Source organism: Cupriavidus sp. 21MJTG02-4 (genome assembly GCF_057798975.1).
In genome coordinates this window covers 136,817-154,752 of sequence record NZ_JBYOJP010000016.1, presented here as the reverse complement: position 1 = coordinate 154,752, position 17,936 = coordinate 136,817, and the positions used below count along the sequence as shown (strand labels likewise).

General features: G+C 67.2%; 16 protein-coding genes. 7 read left to right on the top strand and 9 right to left on the bottom strand.

What is annotated here, in order from left to right:
* Positions 1 to 18 precede the first annotated feature (18 nt).
* From AC3FKH_RS26930 to AC3FKH_RS26910, 5 genes are all read left to right on the top strand, one after another.
* Positions 19 to 1,041 (top strand): tRNA dihydrouridine synthase, encoded by a 1,023-nt coding sequence (locus tag AC3FKH_RS26930; RefSeq protein WP_488678773.1) that lies wholly within the window; start codon positions 19 to 21, stop codon positions 1,039 to 1,041.
* Between the two features lie 134 nt (positions 1,042 to 1,175).
* On the top strand, positions 1,176 to 2,537 hold the full coding sequence (rimO, locus tag AC3FKH_RS26925) for a 30S ribosomal protein S12 methylthiotransferase RimO (protein ID WP_488678772.1): 1,362 nt from the start codon (positions 1,176 to 1,178) through the stop codon (positions 2,535 to 2,537).
* 103 nt (positions 2,538 to 2,640) lie between these two features.
* Complete coding sequence (bktB, locus tag AC3FKH_RS26920) at positions 2,641 to 3,825, top strand: beta-ketothiolase BktB (RefSeq protein WP_488678771.1); 1,185 nt, start codon at positions 2,641 to 2,643, stop codon at positions 3,823 to 3,825.
* Positions 3,826 to 3,834: 9 nt separating this feature from the next.
* Positions 3,835 to 4,461, top strand: coding sequence for a hypothetical protein (locus tag AC3FKH_RS26915; protein ID WP_488678770.1), 627 nt, complete (start codon positions 3,835 to 3,837; stop codon positions 4,459 to 4,461).
* A 115-nt stretch (positions 4,462 to 4,576) separates the two neighbouring features.
* Positions 4,577 to 5,803 (top strand): cystathionine beta-lyase, encoded by a 1,227-nt coding sequence (locus tag AC3FKH_RS26910; protein ID WP_488678769.1) that lies wholly within the window; start codon positions 4,577 to 4,579, stop codon positions 5,801 to 5,803.
* A 14-nt stretch (positions 5,804 to 5,817) separates the two neighbouring features.
* Here AC3FKH_RS26910 and AC3FKH_RS26905 read toward each other — a convergent pair whose 3' ends face one another.
* From AC3FKH_RS26905 to mfd, 8 genes are all read right to left on the bottom strand, one after another.
* Positions 5,818 to 6,054 carry a DUF2789 domain-containing protein gene (locus AC3FKH_RS26905; RefSeq protein WP_488678768.1) on the bottom strand — a complete coding sequence of 79 codons (237 nt, stop codon included), beginning with the start codon at positions 6,052 to 6,054 and terminating at the stop codon, positions 5,818 to 5,820.
* A 128-nt stretch (positions 6,055 to 6,182) separates the two neighbouring features.
* On the bottom strand, positions 6,183 to 7,814 hold the full coding sequence (locus AC3FKH_RS26900) for a PepSY-associated TM helix domain-containing protein (protein ID WP_488678767.1): 1,632 nt from the start codon (positions 7,812 to 7,814) through the stop codon (positions 6,183 to 6,185).
* A gap of 10 nt (positions 7,815 to 7,824) precedes the next feature.
* The gene (locus tag AC3FKH_RS26895) at positions 7,825 to 8,118 is read right to left on the bottom strand and encodes a hypothetical protein (RefSeq protein WP_488678766.1); all 294 of its coding nucleotides are present in this window, start codon (positions 8,116 to 8,118) and stop codon (positions 7,825 to 7,827) included.
* Positions 8,119 to 8,123: 5 nt separating this feature from the next.
* On the bottom strand, positions 8,124 to 8,423 hold the full coding sequence (locus AC3FKH_RS26890; protein ID WP_488678765.1) for a hypothetical protein: 300 nt from the start codon (positions 8,421 to 8,423) through the stop codon (positions 8,124 to 8,126).
* Positions 8,424 to 8,605: 182 nt separating this feature from the next.
* On the bottom strand, positions 8,606 to 9,460 hold the full coding sequence (gene serB / locus AC3FKH_RS26885; protein ID WP_488678764.1) for a phosphoserine phosphatase SerB: 855 nt from the start codon (positions 9,458 to 9,460) through the stop codon (positions 8,606 to 8,608).
* Positions 9,461 to 9,557: 97 nt separating this feature from the next.
* Positions 9,558 to 10,949 carry an amidohydrolase gene (locus AC3FKH_RS26880; RefSeq protein WP_488678763.1) on the bottom strand — a complete coding sequence of 464 codons (1,392 nt, stop codon included), beginning with the start codon at positions 10,947 to 10,949 and terminating at the stop codon, positions 9,558 to 9,560.
* Between the two features lie 137 nt (positions 10,950 to 11,086).
* A complete protein-coding gene (gene argE, locus AC3FKH_RS26875) occupies positions 11,087 to 12,301 on the bottom strand; it encodes an acetylornithine deacetylase (protein ID WP_488678762.1) in 1,215 nt (404 codons plus the stop codon).
* 85 nt (positions 12,302 to 12,386) lie between these two features.
* The gene (gene mfd / locus AC3FKH_RS26870; RefSeq protein WP_488678761.1) at positions 12,387 to 15,836 is read right to left on the bottom strand and encodes a transcription-repair coupling factor; all 3,450 of its coding nucleotides are present in this window, start codon (positions 15,834 to 15,836) and stop codon (positions 12,387 to 12,389) included.
* A 187-nt stretch (positions 15,837 to 16,023) separates the two neighbouring features.
* Between mfd and ispD the strand changes: the two genes are divergently transcribed.
* Together ispD and ispF are read left to right on the top strand one after the other, a co-directional pair.
* Entirely contained in the window at positions 16,024 to 16,779 is a 756-nt protein-coding gene (ispD, locus tag AC3FKH_RS26865; protein WP_483711218.1) for a 2-C-methyl-D-erythritol 4-phosphate cytidylyltransferase, read from the top strand.
* Between the two features lie 3 nt (positions 16,780 to 16,782).
* On the top strand, positions 16,783 to 17,292 hold the full coding sequence (gene ispF / locus AC3FKH_RS26860; RefSeq protein ID WP_488678760.1) for a 2-C-methyl-D-erythritol 2,4-cyclodiphosphate synthase: 510 nt from the start codon (positions 16,783 to 16,785) through the stop codon (positions 17,290 to 17,292).
* A gap of 36 nt (positions 17,293 to 17,328) precedes the next feature.
* Here ispF and AC3FKH_RS26855 read toward each other — a convergent pair whose 3' ends face one another.
* Complete coding sequence (locus tag AC3FKH_RS26855; RefSeq protein WP_483711220.1) at positions 17,329 to 17,901, bottom strand: GNAT family N-acetyltransferase; 573 nt, start codon at positions 17,899 to 17,901, stop codon at positions 17,329 to 17,331.
* Positions 17,902 to 17,936 lie beyond the last annotated feature (35 nt).

Sequence of the window (17,936 nt, the reverse complement as noted above, 5' to 3'; positions counted from 1 at the left end):
GTTGGCCCTGGCCTGACCATGAGCCGGCTTTTCCTTGCCCCGATGGAGGGGCTCGCCGATTATGTGCTGCGCGATGTCCTGACTGGCCTGGGCGGCTATGACGGGTGCGTCTCCGAGTTCGTCCGGGTGACGGGCTCGCTGCTCCCGGGGCGCGTCTACGAACGTGACACCCCGGAAATCCTGCAGGGCGGCTACACCACGGCGGGTACGCCGATGGTGATCCAGCTGCTTGGTAGCGATCCCGTGTGGATGGCGCGAAATGCGGCCTATGCCGCGACCATGTCTCCCCATGGTGTTGACCTGAACTTCGGTTGCCCGGCCAAGGTCGTCAACCGGCACGGTGGGGGAGCCATGCTGCTGGCGCATCCCGAGCAACTGCATCGCATCGTGTCCGCGGTGCGCGCGGCGGTCCCGGCACATATCAAGGTCACGGCCAAGATGCGGCTTGGCGTCTCGGATACGGCCCTGGCGCTCGATTGCGCCACGGCGCTGGCGGACGGTGGGGCCGCGTCGCTGGTGGTGCATGCCCGCACGCGCGACCACGGTTATCGGCCCCCGGCGCACTGGGAATGGATCGCTCGCATCGCTGACACCATCGACATTCCGGTCATTGCCAACGGCGAAGTCTGGTCCGTCGCCGATTGGGAGCGTTGCCGCGCGGTCAGCGGCTGCGCCGATGTGATGATCGGGCGTGGCGCGGTATCGGACCCATTCCTGGCCCTGCGTATCCGCGGGCTCATGGATAGCACGCCATCGGACGAGGAGTGGCCGCTGGTCCAGCGCCAGATTGCCGGTTATCTGCGCAAGCTGCATGACCGGATTGATGCCGGCAATGAGCATGGCCGGGTGAAATTGTGGCTGAGCTATCTCAAGCGGACCTGGCCGCAGGCTGCGGCGCTGCACGCAGCGATCCGCCGGATCCATGACGCGGCGCAGATCGAGCAGGTGCTGCAAAGTTTTCCGGACGTCACGTCCGGACAAATCCCTGAATCAAGCGAGGGTTCGGCTGCCCCGCCATGTCTGGTCGGAGACGCCGGGTAAACTTCGCAAACGGTTAAAATACAGGGTTCCGTGCGGCGCCTGGCGGCCGTGTCCGGCCTCCGTCGAGATAACCCGATATACTCCGCCCCGCCTGTCCTATATTCGCATTCCCCGTGAAAAATCCTTCAGAATCAATGACCCAGAAAGACCAAAGTCCGCGCGTGGGTTTCGTTTCGCTTGGCTGTCCCAAGGCTTTGGTCGACTCCGAGCAGATCATCACCCAGCTGCGCGCCGAGGGTTACGCGATCAGCGGCACCTATGACGGCGCCGACCTGGTCGTGGTCAACACCTGCGGCTTTATCGACGAAGCCGTGCAGGAAAGCCTGGACGCCATCGGCGAGGCGCTGAACGAGAATGGCAAGGTCATCGTGACCGGCTGCCTGGGGGCCAAGAAGGACGCGGCGGGGCAAGACATTGTGTCGTCGGTCCATCCGAAGGTGCTGGCCGTTACCGGCCCGCATGCGCTGGGCGAGGTCATGCAGGCGGTGCACACGCACTTGCCCAAGCCGCATGACCCGTTCAAGGACCTGGTGCCGGCGGCAGGCATCAAGCTCACGCCGAAGCACTACGCCTACCTGAAGATTTCGGAAGGCTGCAACCACCGTTGCTCGTTCTGCATCATCCCGTCGATGCGCGGCGACCTGGTGTCGCGCCCGGTGGCCGAGGTCATGCTGGAAGCCGAGAACCTGTTCAAGTCCGGCGTCAAGGAACTGCTGGTGATCTCGCAGGACACGAGCGCCTACGGCGTCGACGTGAAATACCGTACCGGCTTCTGGGATGGCCGCCCGCTCAAGACGCGCATGACCGAACTGGTGGCCGCACTGGGCGAACTGGCGGCCCAGTACGGCGCCTGGGTGCGCCTGCACTACGTTTATCCGTACCCGCACGTCGACGAGATCATCCCGCTGATGAACGGTGGCCATGTGCTGCCGTACCTCGACGTGCCGCTGCAGCACGCCCATCCGGACGTACTCAAGCGCATGAAGCGCCCGGCCAATGCCGAGAAAACCCTGGACCGCATTCGCGCCTGGCGCGAGGTGTGCCCGGACCTGACCATCCGCAGCACCTTTATCGCCGGCTTCCCGGGCGAGACCGAGGCCGAGTTCCAGACCCTGCTGGATTTCATCGCCGAGGCCGAACTGGACCGAGTGGGCTGCTTCGCCTACTCGCCGGTGGAGGGCGCGACCGCCAATGACCTGCCTGGTGCGCTGCCCGACGAAGTGCGCGAGGAACGCCGCGCCCGCTTTATGGAAGTGGCCGAGGAAGTCTCGGCACGCCGCCTGCAGCGCAAGGTCGGCCAGACCCTGCGCGTGCTGGTGGACGAGGTGAACCAGGAGGGCGGCATCGGCCGCTCTTCAGCCGACGCCCCGGAGATCGACGGCCTGGTCTATATCGCGCCGCCGGAGAAGGCATCGCAGCGCTATCGGGCCGGGGACTTCGTCCAGGTGACGATCACGGGCGCCGACGGGCACGACCTGTGGGGTGAAGCCCAATAAAGCGGCTTTTACTGCCCATACCTTTAGGTAAAAGTACGTTCGTTCGATTTCCCCGCGATGCCGCTATACTGTGCACCGCAACATAACCTCATGGAGACGAGACATGACGCGTGAAGTCGTAGTGGTGAGTGGCGTACGTACGGCAATCGGGACCTTTGGCGGCAGCCTGAAGGACATGGCACCGGTCGATATGGGCGCGCTCGTGGTGCGTGAAGCGCTTTCGCGCGCCAAAGTGTCCGGCGATGACGTTGGCCACGTCGTGTTCGGCAATGTGATCCAGACCGAGCCGCGCGACATGTACCTGGGCCGCGTGGCGGCCGTCAACGGCGGCGTAACGACCAATGCGCCCGCGCTGACCGTGAACCGCCTGTGCGGCTCGGGCCTGCAGGCCATTGTCAGCGCCGCGCAGACCATCCTGCTGGGCGATGCCGACATCGCCATCGGTGGCGGTGCCGAAAGCATGAGCCGCGCGCCGTACCTGGCCCCTGCCGCCCGCTGGGGCGCACGCATGGGCGATGCCACCATGGTCGACATGATGCTGGGCGCGCTGCACGACCCGTTCCATCGCATCCACATGGGCGTCACGGCCGAGAACGTGGCCAAGGAATACGACATCAGCCGCAGCCAGCAGGACGAGGCCGCGCTGGAGTCGCACCGCCGCGCTTCGGCCGCCATCAAGGCCGGCTATTTCAAGGACCAGATCGTTCCGGTGACGCTCAAGAGCCGCAAGGGCGAAGTGAGCTTCGACACGGACGAGCACGTGCGCCATGACGCCACCATCGACGACATGACCAAGCTCAAGCCGGTCTTCGTCAAGGAAAACGGCACGGTGACCGCGGGCAACGCCTCGGGCCTGAACGATGCCGCCGCCGCGGTGGTGCTGATGGAGCGCGCCGAGGCCGAGCGCCGCGGCCTGAAGCCGCTGGCCCGCCTGGTGTCGTACGGCCATGCCGGTGTGGATCCGAAAACCATGGGCATCGGCCCGGTGCCGGCCACGAAGATCGCGCTGGAGCGCGCTGGCCTGTCGGTGTCCGACCTGGACGTGATCGAAGCCAACGAAGCCTTTGCCGCGCAAGCCTGCGCGGTGACCAAGGCGCTGGGCCTGGACCCGGCCAAGGTCAATCCGAACGGCTCCGGCATTTCGCTCGGCCACCCGATCGGCGCCACCGGCGCACTGATCACGGTCAAGGCACTGTACGAGCTGCAGCGCGTGCAAGGCCGCTATGCGCTGGTGACGATGTGCATTGGTGGTGGCCAGGGTATCGCCGCGATCTTCGAGCGCGTCTGAGTCTTGCCTATGCATCGTCGCCCCTCGTTTCAGCGCCTTTCGCTGGCCGGCCTGGCTGCCGCGCTGGCGCTTGCGGGGGCGGGGCTGGCGCGGGCCGCGGATGACAAGGATTTGTCGAGCGGCCCGGCAGCCAGTGCAGGGGACCTGGGCCTGAGCCAGGCCATCCGCGAAGGCGAGGCGCGCCGTGGCGCGGCGCCTTCCGCCGGCGTAGCGATGGCACCGCTGGCGCCGCGCCCGGAATACGCCAGGCTGCCCGTCTACGTCGGCAAGGTCGGCGACAAGCCGGTGCGCCTGCGCATCGGTCCCAAGCCTGACGAGCGTGACAGCCTGCGCGGCGAATACACCACCAACGGCGTGCCCGGCGTGCGCCTGCTGGCTGGCGAGTGGGAGGACGGCAACTTCCTGATGGAAGAGTCCGACGACGGCACCCGCGTCTCCGGCAACTGGGAAGGCACCATCGACGCGAGCGGCGCCGTGCGCGGCATCTGGACCGATGCCTTCAACCAGGCTGTCGTGCTTCCCTTCTTCATCCGCCCGTCCGGAAGCGTGCTGGTGATCCCCCCTTCTGACATGACACCCGGTAGCGCAGTCACCTACGCGCCTGCGCCGCCCAGATCGACCGTCCAGGGTCGCTGAGTCCGGCTTCCCGGTGGCGCTACCGGCATTTGCTGGTAAGCTCGAACGGTTATCACGTCCGTTTCATGCCCGCCGTGCAATGCGGTGCCGCATGTCAGCCATCAAGGAATCCGCCGTGTCTGATCCTACTTCCGACAAGCCCGCGTCGAGCCCTGCCTCCCATTACATCCAGACTGTTGCGGTCCAGCCCGAACTGGATATCGCACCGGGTTTCGATTCGTTTTCTCCCGCCACGCACCGCGGTTCGACCGTGGTCTTCCAGAACCTGGCCGAGCTGCGCTCTTACGGCGACCGCAGCACCACGTACTGGCGCTACGGCCTGCATGCCACGCCGACCAGCGAAGCGCTGTGCCAGCATCTGGCCCTGCTCGAAGGCGCTAGCCATACGCTGCTGCTGCCCTCCGGGCTGGCGGCGATCTCGCTGGTCTACTTCGCGCTGCTCAAGAGCGGTGACGACGTGCTGGTGCCGGACAACGTCTACGGCCCCAACCGCGATCATGGCGAATGGCTGGCCCGCGATTTCGGCGTGACAGTGCGCTACTACGATCCGATGATCGGCAGCGGCATTGCCGGCCTGATCCAGCCCAATACGCGGCTGATCTGGATGGAGTCGCCGGGCTCGGTGACCATGGAGGTACCGGACAGCCGGGCAATCGTCGCCGCGGCCAAGGCCCGCGGCGTGCTGACGGCCATCGACAATACCTGGTCAGCCGGCCTCTACTTCCGGCCGTTCGATATGGGGATCGACATCTCGGTGCAGGCACTGACCAAGTACCAGTCCGGCGGCAGCGACGTCCTGATGGGCGCCGTGCTGACGCGGGACGACGCCGTGCAGGCCCGCCTGAAGCGCACGCGCATGCTGATGGGCTGGGGCGTTTCCGCCGACGACTGCCATCTGGTGCTGCGTTCGCTGCCAAGCCTGCCCGTGCGGCTGGCCGCGCACGACCGTGGCGCGCGCGAGGTGGCCGAGTGGCTGCACCAGCGGCCCGAGGTCGTGCGCGTGCTGCATCCCGCGCTGCCGGACTGCCCCGGCCACGCCCATTGGCGCCGCGACTTCAGCGGTGCGAGCGGCCTGTTCGCGATCATCCTGCACGACAAGTATTCGCTGGAGCAGGTTGATGCCTTCGTCGAAGCGCTGCGGCTGTTCGCGATCGGCTGGTCGTGGGGCGGCGCGCACAGCCTGGCCGTGCCTTACCACGTGCCGACCATGCGCCCCGCAGGCAGCTGGCCGCCGGCGGGCTGGCAGCATGCCGGCGAACTGGTGCGCCTTTATATCGGCCTTGAAGACACGCGTGACCTCATCGCGGACTTGCGCCAGGCGCTGGAGCAACTCGGCGGCTGACCGGTGCCGCCCGGCTAGCTCGCGCGCAGTGCGACGTCGAGCCGGTCGACCACTTCGGCCCAGTCGGCATCTTCCGCGATCTCGTTGCGCAGCATGGCGGCCTGCGCTGGCGTCCAGAACGGCGCGTCGGCGAGTTCAACGTTGCCAGGCAGCTTCCCGTGCGTCTCGATGAAATCGGCGATGCTGGGCGGATCGCTGGGTAATCCCAACTGGGCAAACAGCTCGGAAAAGCGGTGAAAGGCGCTTTGCATGATGAGGGGGCTCCGCTTCTGGGTTTGTCACTCAAGCTAGTGTAGGGCACACGGGCGCCCGAATGGCGGCCAAAGCGCCCAAGAAAAAACGGACGCCGCGGCGTCCGTTTTGCATGCTGTGCGAAGCATTACGTCGACAGTTCGCCGTCGCCCTCGCGCGCACCGTGCGTGGCACGCACCGGGCGGGGCGCGGCCCAGACCGATTTCGCAGGGCCGTTGTGCGCACGCCGCTGCGTCGCGCGTGCCAGCGCCACAAATCCGGCCGCCAGCGCCAGCGCGCCGATATCGAAGCCGGCGATGATCCAGTGTCCGCTTGGTATCGAGCGCAGCAGGTGGTCGCCAGTCAGGATGGCGTTGGCGAGCGGGATGGTCAGCGCGGCAAGCGCCGCCGTATACAGCAACTCGATCGCCGCCCGTACGGGAGGGCGCAGCAGCGCCCATGCGCAGGCGGCAAAGAAGACCGGGAAGTATGCATAGCTGACTGAGCGGCCGGGCCAAAGCAGTGCCGCCGGAAAGCACAGGGCCACGCCGATGCAGCACCCGATGCAGACGCCCACCGTGGCTTGCGCGAGCAGCCGGTGCACACGCGGCTGTTCCGCCTGGCGATTCTTGCGGCGCGATTCGATCCACAGCAGGTTGCCGGAGTAGAACAGGAAGGCGCCCGCCAGGCCCGCCAGCACGTAGCCGATCCGTAGCGGCAGTTCGCCATAGGTGCCGAAATGGAGGGCGAACAGCGCGCTGTAGAGGCCGTGGTTGCCATCTCGGCCGCCAGCGGTCTGGTTCGCGATCACCGTGCCGGTATCGGCTTCGCCGGCGGCCGCATGGATGCCAACGGAGCCCAGGTTGCCCAGCGCACGGGTGCTGCTGCCACGCACTTCCACGACGGCATTGGCGTCGCCGTAGCGCTGGTAGCGGAAGGACTCGGCGGTAAATCGCTCGTCCGCCGCTTCCCGTGCAATGCGGATCAGCTCTGACGCCGGCAGCGTGGGCGCTGGACGGCCGGCGGCCGTGACTTCAGGCACGGCGGTGGTCACTCGCGGGACCACGGGGAACAGCTTGCCGTCGAAAGTCAGCGTGTTGAAGACCATGAACAGGACCAGAGACAGGCAGAATAGCGCCCCGGTGATGGCAATCATCAGGTGAAACGGCAGGCTGAACAGGCCGATCACGTTGTGCGCATCCATCCAGAAGCGCTTGAGGTTGCGCCCCGGCCGCACGGCAAACAGGTCTTTCTTCAGCCGAGGCAGGTGCAGGAGCACGCCGGAAACCAGTGCCAGTCCGTACAGCACCGAAATCGCGCCCATGAAATAGATGCCGACTTCCGGAATGCCGAGCGAGTAGTGCAGGCTGTTCAGGAACGAAGACAATTCGCCGATCACCTGGTCGCGCGAGGTGTCCTGCTGCATGGCGCGGTCGCCGGCCAGGCGTTCGTCGGTGGTCATCTGCCACGCTCCCGCCTTGTCCTGCCAATACGCGCTGATATGCGGCTCGCCCGCAGCAGGCATGTAGACGTAGGCGCTGGCGGCGGCTTCAGGATAGAGCGCGACCAGCTTCTGCATGAAGTGGTCCACTGCGGCGGGATCGGCGGCTGTCTCTGCCTGCGTGCTGCCCTTGAGCCGGTCTGGAGACTGCCAGACGTGAAGTTCGTGGTGGAACACCGTCACGGCGCCGGCAAAGAAGGCGATGAACAGCGCCCAGCCAGCCATGAGGCCGACCCAGGTGTGAAGTGTCTGGTACAGCCGGAGCGTGGTGGGTTTCATATGGCGAACCTCAGGAAGCCGACAGCGAGGCGAGGGCGGCCGAGGGTGCCGCCTGCAGCAGGCGCAGTCCCCACAGCAGCCCGAAGCACAGCAGGTTCGCGCCCGCCAGCCACAGCCATGCGGCGGGGCTGGAGCGGAACAACAGGCTGCAGCAAAGGATGGCGACCCACAGCGGCAGGCATGTCACGACTGCAGCAACCACACCGCTTTCCCAGCCGCCGGGCAGACCGAGGATGGCCAGCGTGCACAGCGCGACCGACAGCGGCAGCCCCAGCACGGTGCCGGCCAGCCATTTCGTGCCCATGCCGCTCATGCTCGCCCTTCGGCGGCCGGCCGCCTCGCGTTCATATACGTGCCGATAAAGGGCCAGAGGGACAGGCCTGTCGGAATGATCGCCAGGTTCGCGGCGACAGCCACGGGCCAGCCCTGGGCCTGGCTCCACAGCCAGGTACTCAGAACCGTCAACCCCAGCCCAAGCCAGCCACACAACCGGGGCGCCGGCCGCCAGCCGGAGCCGTTCTGCGGCGAGAGCAGCAAGACCTGGTTGGGCGCCGCCAGGTAAAGGCAAGCGGCCGCGAGGAGTCCGAGCAGGACCGCGAAGGCTTCCATAGGTTAAATCGGAAAAGGAAAATGCAAGTATAAATGAGAATGATTAGTATTTGTAACGACGAATTGCACCAAGGCAAGGGGGAGCATCGACGCACGCCGGCGCGATAAAGCGGGGGACGGGGAAGTAAAGCCGGAAGCGACTGGCGGTCGCCGACAGGCGCGCCGCCAGTGCGTAGTGAATTTCAGTGCGGGAACAGCGCCAGGAGGCCGTCCAGGCCGACGTGATTGAAGGCAACGCTTGCCTGGGCGCGCACGATGGGCTTGGCGCGGAAAGCGACCGAGAGGCCGGCCACGGCCATCATCTTGAGGTCGTTGGAGCCGTCGCCCATGACGATGGCCTGGTCAGGCGTGGCGCCGATCTGCGCGCACACTTCCTGCACGGTGCGCGCCTTGACGTCGGCATTGACGATTTCGCCGACCACGTTGCCCGTGAGCTTGCCATCGACGATTTCCAGCGTGTTGGCGCGCGTCACGTCGAGCTTCAGGCGTGCCTTGAGCTTCTCGGTGAAGTGGACAAAGCCACCCGACACCAGCAGCGTGCGCAGGCCCAGCGCCTGGACGGTCTGCAGCATGCGCTCGGCGCCCGGCGACAGGCGCAGGCGCTCTTCGTAGACGCGGTCCAGCACGCTGGCGTCCAGCCCCTTGAGCAGGGCGACGCGGCGGCGCAGGCTTTCGTTGAAGTCGGTGATCTCGCCGCGCATGGCGGCTTCGGTGATGGCGGAAACCTCGGCCTTCAACCCGCAGAAATCGGCGATCTCGTCGATGCACTCGATCGTGATCAGCGTGGAATCCATGTCCATGGCCACCAGGCGGAAGTCCGACAGGCGGCGGCCGGCCGGCACGACGGCCCAGTCGATTGCGCGCGGTCCGCAGTAGTCATCCAGCGTGTCACGCAGCGCCGGGGTGAGCGGGGCGCAATCTTCGGCGGCCGCCACGGTTTCGCTGCGCAGCACGGGCTCGGACGCGCGGGCAAAGGCGCGGATGGCGGTCAGGTCGTCGGAAGCGAGCGGGCGGGTACTCTGGAGAATCAGGGGCATGACAGCAGCAGGCGGATCAGGGCGGCGCGCCGGAGGGCGGGACGGCAAAGGCGACATTGTAATCGCTGATCGAGTTCCCGCTCCGGCGCGATGCGCGTCAGCGCTGGGCCATGGTCATGTAGTCCACCGTCAGGTTCGACAACGCGCGCACGCCGTTGATAAGCGCCGGCTCGTCCACATAGAACTCCGGCGAGTGGTTCGATGCAGCCTTCGCCAAGTCCGTGCCCTTGGGTGTGACGCCAAGATTGAAGAACAGTCCGGGCACCTTCTCCTGATAGAACGAGAAGTCCTCGGACGCGGTCGCCTTGGGCATGGCCTGCCAGTTGCCGTCACCGGCCACGCGCCGCAGCGTGGGGGCCATCCTGTCGGTCAGGGCGGGTTGGTTGATGGTGGCGTTGTACAGCTCCACAACGCGGAAGGTGGCCTCGGCGCCGGCACTGGCGGCGATGGTCTCGGTCGTGCGCTTCATGCGGGCGTGGATGTCCTTCTTCATGCCCTCGTCATAGGTGCGCACCGTGCCCATCATCTCGACCTTCTCGGGGACGATGTTCATGCGGTTGCCGCCATGGATGGTGCCTACCGTGATGACCGAAGGCTCCAGCATCGCGTTGACCTGGCGGCTCTGGATGGTTTGCAGGCCCATGACGATCTGCGATGCCACCACGATCGGGTCCACGCCGGCCCACGGGCGTGCGCCATGGGTCTGGCGGCCTTTCACGTCGATCCAGAACTGGTCGGCAGCGGCCATGGACGGGCCGCTGCGCCAGCCGAGCTTGCCCGATTCCATGCCGGCGGCCACATGCAGGCCAAAGATGGCGTCGACTTTCGGGTTGTCGAGCACGCCTTCGGCAACCATCTGCTTGGCGCCCCACATATTGCTGCCGTTGGGCTCGAAATCGGCAGGGCTTTCCTCGGCCGGCTGGAAGATGAACTTGACCGTGCCCGGCAGCTGGTCCTTCATGCCGGCCAGCACCTCGGCCGTGGCCATCAGGATGGCCACGTGCGTGTCATGCCCGCATGCGTGCATCACGTCGACTTCCTTGCCCAGGTACTGCCCCTTGGCCTTGGAGGCGAACGGCACGTCCACGCGTTCCTTCACTGGCAGCGCGTCCATGTCCGCGCGCAGCGCCACCACCGGTCCCGGCTTGCCGCCCTTGAGCAGGCCGACCACGCCGGTCTTGGCCACGCCGGTCTTCACATCCATGCCGAGCTTGCGCAGGTGGTCGGCCACCAGTTGCGCGGTGCGCGTCTCGTAGTTGCCGAGTTCCGGATGCTGGTGGATGTCGCGGCGCCAGGCGATCAGCTGCGCTTCGACGGCCTTGGCGCGCGTCTCGATCTGCGCGTGCAGGTCGTTGGCACTGGCACTGGCCCCGGTTGCTGGCGCTGCGGACTGCGCGTGCGCGGCACTGCAGAGTACGCCGGCGGCGAGCGCCAGGGATGCAAGCGCCAGGCGTGCGGTGGAACGGGAAGCGGTGCGACGAACAGCCATGCGGGATCTCCTTCGTTGTTGTTGGTTTGAGGCTGGTGGTGTGCTGGCGCGGAACAATGGTCGCGCAAGGAAAACCGGGGATTTCTCCCCTCTCCCGCGTGCGGGAGAGGGGAGAAAGACAGCGGTGACGGCGCTACTCAGGCCACACGCAGACTGTCAACGACCTTATGCAGGAATGCCTCGCACGCCGCCATCTGTTCCAGCGAGACAAACTCGTCCGGCTTGTGCGCCTGCTGGATATCGCCGGGCCCGCACACTACCGCCGGAATCCCCGCGCGCTGGAACAAGCCCGCCTCGGTGCCGTAGGCTACCTTGCTGGTCTCGCGATCTCCGGTGAGCGCGCGCACGAGTTGCGTAATGGCTTCCTGCTCGGCCACATCCAGCGATGGCGCCGCGGCGATCTTGCTGATGACGAGGTCGGTGTCCGCGTGTTCGGCCCGCATCTTCGGCAGCAGCACGTCGCTGGCGTACGACGCGATGCGCGCGAACAGCGCCTCGGGATCGACCCCGGGCAGGTTGCGGAACTCGAACACGAACTCGCACAGCGCGGGGATGGTGTTGAGCGCGATGCCGCCCTGGATGGTGCCGGTCTGCGCGGTGGTGAAGGGCACGTCGAAGGCGTGGTCGTACGGGCCATTGGCCTTGAATTCATCGGCGATGTCGCGGATGAAGCAGATCAGCCGTGCGGCGTACTCGATCGCATTGACGCCGCGCGGCGTGAGCGACGAGTGCGCGGCCTGGCCCCTCACGCAGCAGCGGTAGGCGTTGATGCCCTTGTGCGCGACGATCACGCGCATGCTGGTGGGCTCGCCCACGATGCAGCCGGCCGGCCGCACGCCGCGCTCGCGCAGTTCGGCGAGCAGGTAAGGCGCACCCATGCAGCCGATCTCTTCGTCGAACGACAGCGCGTAATGCACGGGCTCGCGCAGCTTTGCGTCGAGCAGCGTGGGCAGCAGCGCGAGACTGGTGCCGATGAAGCCCTTCATGTCGCAGGTGCCCCGGCCATAGAGCTTGCCGTCGCGCACCACGGGCTTGAACGGATCGGTGGACCAGTTCTGGCCGTCCACCGGCACCACGTCGGTGTGGCCCGACAGCACGATGCCGCCGTTGGTTTCGCCGCTGGCGGCGGGCACCGTGACAAACAGGTTGGCCTTGTCGCGCTGGGTGTTGTAGCTCAGGTGGGGCCGCAGTCCTTTCGCGAGGAAGTGGTCCCGCACGGACTCGATCAGTCCCAGGTTGGAATGGCGGCTGGTGGTGTCGTATGCCACCAGCCGCTGCGTCCATTCCAGCGCGCCGCCACGCGGCGCGCTGGCTTCAGGGGTGGAAGTCTTGCGTTGGAGATCGGCTTGCATGGGGCAGGGGCGGCGTGGACCGATGGGCGAAGTACCCGATGCTACACCCCCCGCAGCCGGCGGGCCAGACGCCCTGCAGCATGGACTATGCGAGCGCGCGCAGCGTCAGCTTGATGGTCTGCGCGCGGATGGACACGTCTGGCATCTTGGCCTCGATGCGCAGCTTGTCCTGCCCGGCCAGCTTGATATGGCGGTTCTTCTGGACCAGCTCGATGATCCTGAGCGCGTCGATCGGCGGATTCGGCACGAACTGCACGCTGATCGCCGCCTCGCTCGCATCGATCTTGCGCACGCCCAGCGGCGCCGCGGCGATGCGCAGCCGGTGCGTCTCCACCAGCGCCTGCGCCTGGGGCGGCATGCGGCCGAACCGGTCGATCAGTTCCTCCTGGATGTCGTCGACGCGGTCCGGGGTTTCGCAGTTGGCCAGGCGCTTGTACAGCGACAGGCGTTCGTGCACGTCGGCGCAATAGTCGTTGGGCAGCAGCGCGGGCGTGCCGAGGTTGATCTCGGTCGTCGCCGCGAGCGGCGCCATCAGGTCCGGCTCCTTGCCGGCCTTGAGCGCCTTCACGGCCGCGTTAAGCATGTCCGTGTAGAGCTGGAAGCCGATCTCGTGGATCTCGCCCGACTGCTTGTCGCCGAGCACTTCGCCCGCGCCGCGGATCTCCAGGTCATGCATGGCCAGGTAGAAGCCGGAGCCCAGTTCTTCCATCTGCTGGATGGCCTCGAGCCGGCGCCCCGCCTGCTTGGTGAGGCCGTCCACGTCATGCACCAGCAGGTAGGCATAGGCCTGGTGGTGCGAGCGCCCGACCCGGCCGCGCAGCTGGTGCAGCTGCGCCAGGCCGAATTTGTCGGCGCGGTGGATCAGGATGGTGTTGGCGGTCGGCACGTCGATGCCGGTTTCGATGATGGTCGTGCACAGCAGGATGTTGTCGCGCCGCGAGACGAAGTCGCGCATCACGCGTTCCAGCTCGCGCTCGTGCATCTGGCCGTGCGCTACCGCAATGCGCGCCTCTGGTACCAGCTCTGCCAGCCGGGCGCGCTTGTTCTCGATGGTCTCGACCTCGTTGTGCAGGAAGTAGACCTGCCCGCCGCGCTTGAGCTCGCGCAGGATGGCCTCGCGGATCACGCCGTCTTCCTCGCGCCGCACGAAAGTCTTGATGGCCAGCCGCTTCTGCGGCGCCGTGGCGATCACGGAAAAATCGCGCAGTCCTTCGAGTGCCATGCCGAGCGTACGCGGGATCGGCGTGGCCGTCAGCGTCAGCACGTCGACCTCGGCGCGCAGCGTCTTGAGCGCTTCCTTCTGCCGCACGCCAAAGCGGTGCTCTTCGTCGATGATGACGAGGCCCAGCCGCTGGAACTTCACCTCGTCCGAGAGCAGCTTGTGCGTGCCGATCACGATATCGACCGTGCCCTCGTTGATCTGCTTCACCGCCGCGTCGATTTCCTTTTTCGTCTTGAAGCGCGACAGCTCGACGATGCGCACCGGCCATTCGGCAAAGCGGTCCGACAGCGTCTGGAAATGCTGCTCGGCCAGCAGCGTGGTCGGCGCCAGCATGGCGACCTGCTTGCCGCCGAGCACGGCGACAAAGGCGGCGCGCAGCGCGACCTCGGTCTTGCCGAAGCCCACGTCGCCGCACACCAGGCGGTCCATCGGCTTGCCCGAGGTCATGTCGGCGATCACGGCGGCGATGGCGGCGGCCTGGTCGGGCGTTTCCTCGAAGCCGAAACTCTCGGCGAAGGTCTCGTAGTCCTTGGGCGAGAGCGGGAAGGCAAAGCCCTCGCGCGCGGCGCGGCGCGCATACAGGTTCAGGAGTTCGGCGGCGGTGTCGCGGATCTGCTGCGCGGCGCGGCGCTTGGCCTTGTCCCACTGGCCCGAGCCCAGGTGGTGCAGCGGCGCGGTTTCCGGATCGGCGCCGGAGTAGCGCGAGATCACATGGAGCTGGTGCACCGGCACGTACAGCTTGCTGCTCTTGTCGTACTCCAGGTGCAGGAATTCCTCTTCCCCCTGGCCCAGGTCGAGCGACACCAGGCCGTGGTAGCGGCCGATGCCGTGCTCGCTGTGCACCACCGGGTCACCGATCTTCAGCTCGGCCAGGTCACGCACCATCGAATCGACGGCGGTGGCCTGCTCCTGCTTGCGGCGCCCGGCACGGCGCGCGGTGCCGGCGTAAAGCTCGGCTTCCGTCACGAAGGCGAGCCTGGCGTCCGGCAGCACGAAGCCGCTGTGCAGCGGCGCCACGGCAATGCTGAAATGCGATTCGCCGGCCAGGAAGGCGGCAAAGTCGTCCACCTGCTGCGGACGCAGGCCGCTTTCGGCGAAGAGCTGCAGCAGGGTCTCGCGGCGGCCGGCGGTGTCGGCGCACATCAGCACGCGCGTGGCCTTGTCGCGCAGCAGCGATTCGAGGTTCACGAGCGGGTCATCCGCGCGCCGGTTCACCGAGACGTCGGGCACGCTCGCCGCGAAGGCGGGCTGGTCCGCGGCGGATTCTGCCTGCAACACCAGCCGTGCGAGCGGCTTGGCCGCGATGAAGAACTGCTCCTCGGACAGGAACAGCTCCGACGGCGGCAGCAGCGGACGCTCGCGGTCATGCCGCATGAAGTCGTAGCGCGGCGTGGTATCGGCCCAGAAGCGGCGGATCGCTTCGTCGACCTTGCCGACGAAGGCGAGCTGGGTCTCGGCCGGCAGGTAGTCGAACAGCGTCGCGCTGGACTCGAAGAACAGCGGCAGGTAGTACTCGATGCCCGCGGACGGCACGCCGTTGCCGATGTCCTTGTAGATCGGCGACTTGGTCGGATCGCCTTCGAACACTTCGCGCCAGCGGCCGCGGAACGCGGTGCGGGCGGCTTCGTCGAGCGGGAACTCGCGCCCCGGCAGCAGGCGCACTTCCTTGACCGGGTACAGGCTGCGCTGGGTGTCCGGATCGAACGCGCGGATGGTCTCGATCTCGTCGCCGAAGAGGTCGATACGGTACGGCAGGGCCGAGCCCATCGGGTACAGGTCGATCAGGCCGCCGCGCACGCTGTACTCGCCCGGCCGCATCACTGCGCTGACGTGCTCGTAGCCGGCCAGCGTGAACTGCGCCTTGAGCGCGGCCTCGTCCAGCCGCTCGCCCTGCTTGAAGAAGAAGGTGTAGGCCGCAAGGAAGGACGGTGGCGCGAGCCGGTAGAGCGCTGTCGAGGCCGGCACCAGCATGACGTCGCACTGGCCGCCCTGGATGTCGTGCAGGGTCGCCAGCCGTTCGGAGACGAGGTCCTGGTGGGGCGAGAAGCTGTCGTAGGGCAGCGTTTCCCAGTCCGGCAGCAGGCGCACGCGCAGTTCCGGCGCGAACCACGGGATTTCATCGGCCAGGCGCTGGGCGTCGACCGCGTTGGCGCAGACCACGGCCAGCATCGGCACGCGGCCGCGATGCTGGCGCGCGTAGGCGGCAATGGCCAGTGCGTCGGCGGAGCCGTGCAGGCTGGCCACGTTGTGGCGCAGCCCGGGCTTGACCAGGGGCAGGGTGGCGAAGGGAAAGGCGGGGGCGGCGTCAGGCATCGGGGCAGCGGTCGGGAAGACGACAACGAACGGCAACGCCCCGCCGGCAGCGCGGGCGGGGGTATGGCGTGCGCCGCATGCCGTGGCGGCATGGCGGCAAACAAGGGCCGTATTATAGAATGCGCTCCGGTCCTGGCGCTGCCGCCGCCATGCCGTCCCCAACGCATTTCCACTTGATTCCGATCCTGTGCCAGACCGACGCTTCGCCCTGATTCCCTGTGCCGGTACCGGCAGCCGCGCCGGTGGCCCCGTGCCCAAGCAATACCAGCCCATCGCCGGCCGGCCCATGATCTGGTACGCGCTGGCGGCATTCTCGGCCTGTGACGCCATCAGCGCCACGGCGCTGGTGCTGGCGCCTGACGACATGCCGCTGGAGTCGCGCTTCGGCGCCGGCGTTTTTGCCGGCCTGCGCTTCGATACGGCCTTTGTCGGCGGCGATACGCGCCACGCTTCGGTGCTGGCAGGCCTGCATCACCTGGCGCAGCTTGGGGCCGTCGACACCGACTGGGTGCTGGTACACGACGCGGCACGTCCGGGGCTGACGCCGGCGATGATCCATACGCTGGTGCGCTCGGTGGAAAGCGATGGCGACGATGATCCCGATGCCGCCATCGGTGGCATCCTGGCGGTGCCAGTCCCCGATACGCTCAAGCGCGCCGACGCCGGCACGCGCATCGGCACCACGGTGCCGCGCGACGGGCTCTGGCAGGCCCAGACGCCGCAGATGTTCCGGCTTGGCGTGCTGCGCCAGGCCCTGCAGGACGCGCTGGCCGCCGGCGCCGTGGTGACCGACGAGGCCAGCGCGATCGAACGGCTGGGCCTGCATCCGCGCCTGGTCAACGGTTCGCTGCGCAATTTCAAAGTGACCTATCCCGAAGATTTCGCGCTGGCGGAGGTGCTGCTAGGCACCGCGCCGGCGCGATCGGCCGATTCAGGAGCCTGATCGATGATGCCATTTGATATCCGCGTGGGGCAGGGCTATGACGTCCACGCGCTCGTGCCCGGCCGCAAGCTGATCCTGGGCGGCGTGCATATTCCGCATGACCGGGGATTGCTCGGGCATTCCGATGCCGATGCGCTGCTACACGCCATTACCGACGCGCTGTTCGGCGCGGCGGGGCTCGGCGATATCGGTCGGCATTTCCCCGACACGGATGCGCAGTTCGCCGGCGCGGACAGCCGCGTGCTGCTGCGTGAAGCCGCGCGGCGTGTGCGCGAGGCCGGCTACGAGATCGGCAATGTCGATGCCTCGGTCATCGCGCAGCAGCCCAAGCTGGCACCGCATATCGCGGGCATGGTGGCGAACATTGCAGCAGATCTCGGCGTGCCGGCGGCGCGCTGCAACGTCAAGGCAAAGACCAACGAGAAGCTGGGCTTCGAAGGGCGTCAGGAAGGCATCGTGGCGCAGGCCGCGGTCCTGATCTGGCGCGGCGCGGCCGCCGGCGCGCAGGACTGAGCGGGACCGGCGGCCGCCGGCGTTGGCGGTTGCCGCTTACGCCTTGGCCGGCGCCGGTGCGTTCTCGGGCGTGATGCCGTAGCTGTAGTCGATCAGCCGGGCCATGGCGCCGGTGCGGGCTCCGGCCTCGGTGCGCTTGGCGAATCCCATCTGCTGGCACAGGCGGTTGGCCGAGCCCATTTCCGGCATGGTCCGCACCAGCAGGGTGGGCGCGCCGATATCGCGCGCGCGCTGGATGCAGATCTGCATCAGCGTATGGCCCAGCCCCAGGCCCCGGGCCTGCGGGCTCACGGAAAGCAGCCGGGCCTCCGGCTGGGTCAGCGTGATGGTGCTGCCGTCCAGCGCCGGCAGCGTCGCGCCGGGATGACAGAACAGCACGGCGCCCGCAATGCCGTGTTCGGTCTCGGCTACCCACCATTCCATGTCGGGGTGGCTGGCGGCCAGCACGGCCTGCATGCCGCGCTGGAAGGAGGCGCGGCAGTCCTCCATGATCTCGAGTTCGTACTGCGAATAGGCCTGCTGCGTGACCGCGGCAATATCGCCCCAGTCCTGGACGGTGGCCAACCGGTAGTGGAAGCGCGGGGAAGTCGGTGAAGGCAGGATGCTCATGGTGCGGGGGCGGATGCCTGAGTGCATTGTCCTGC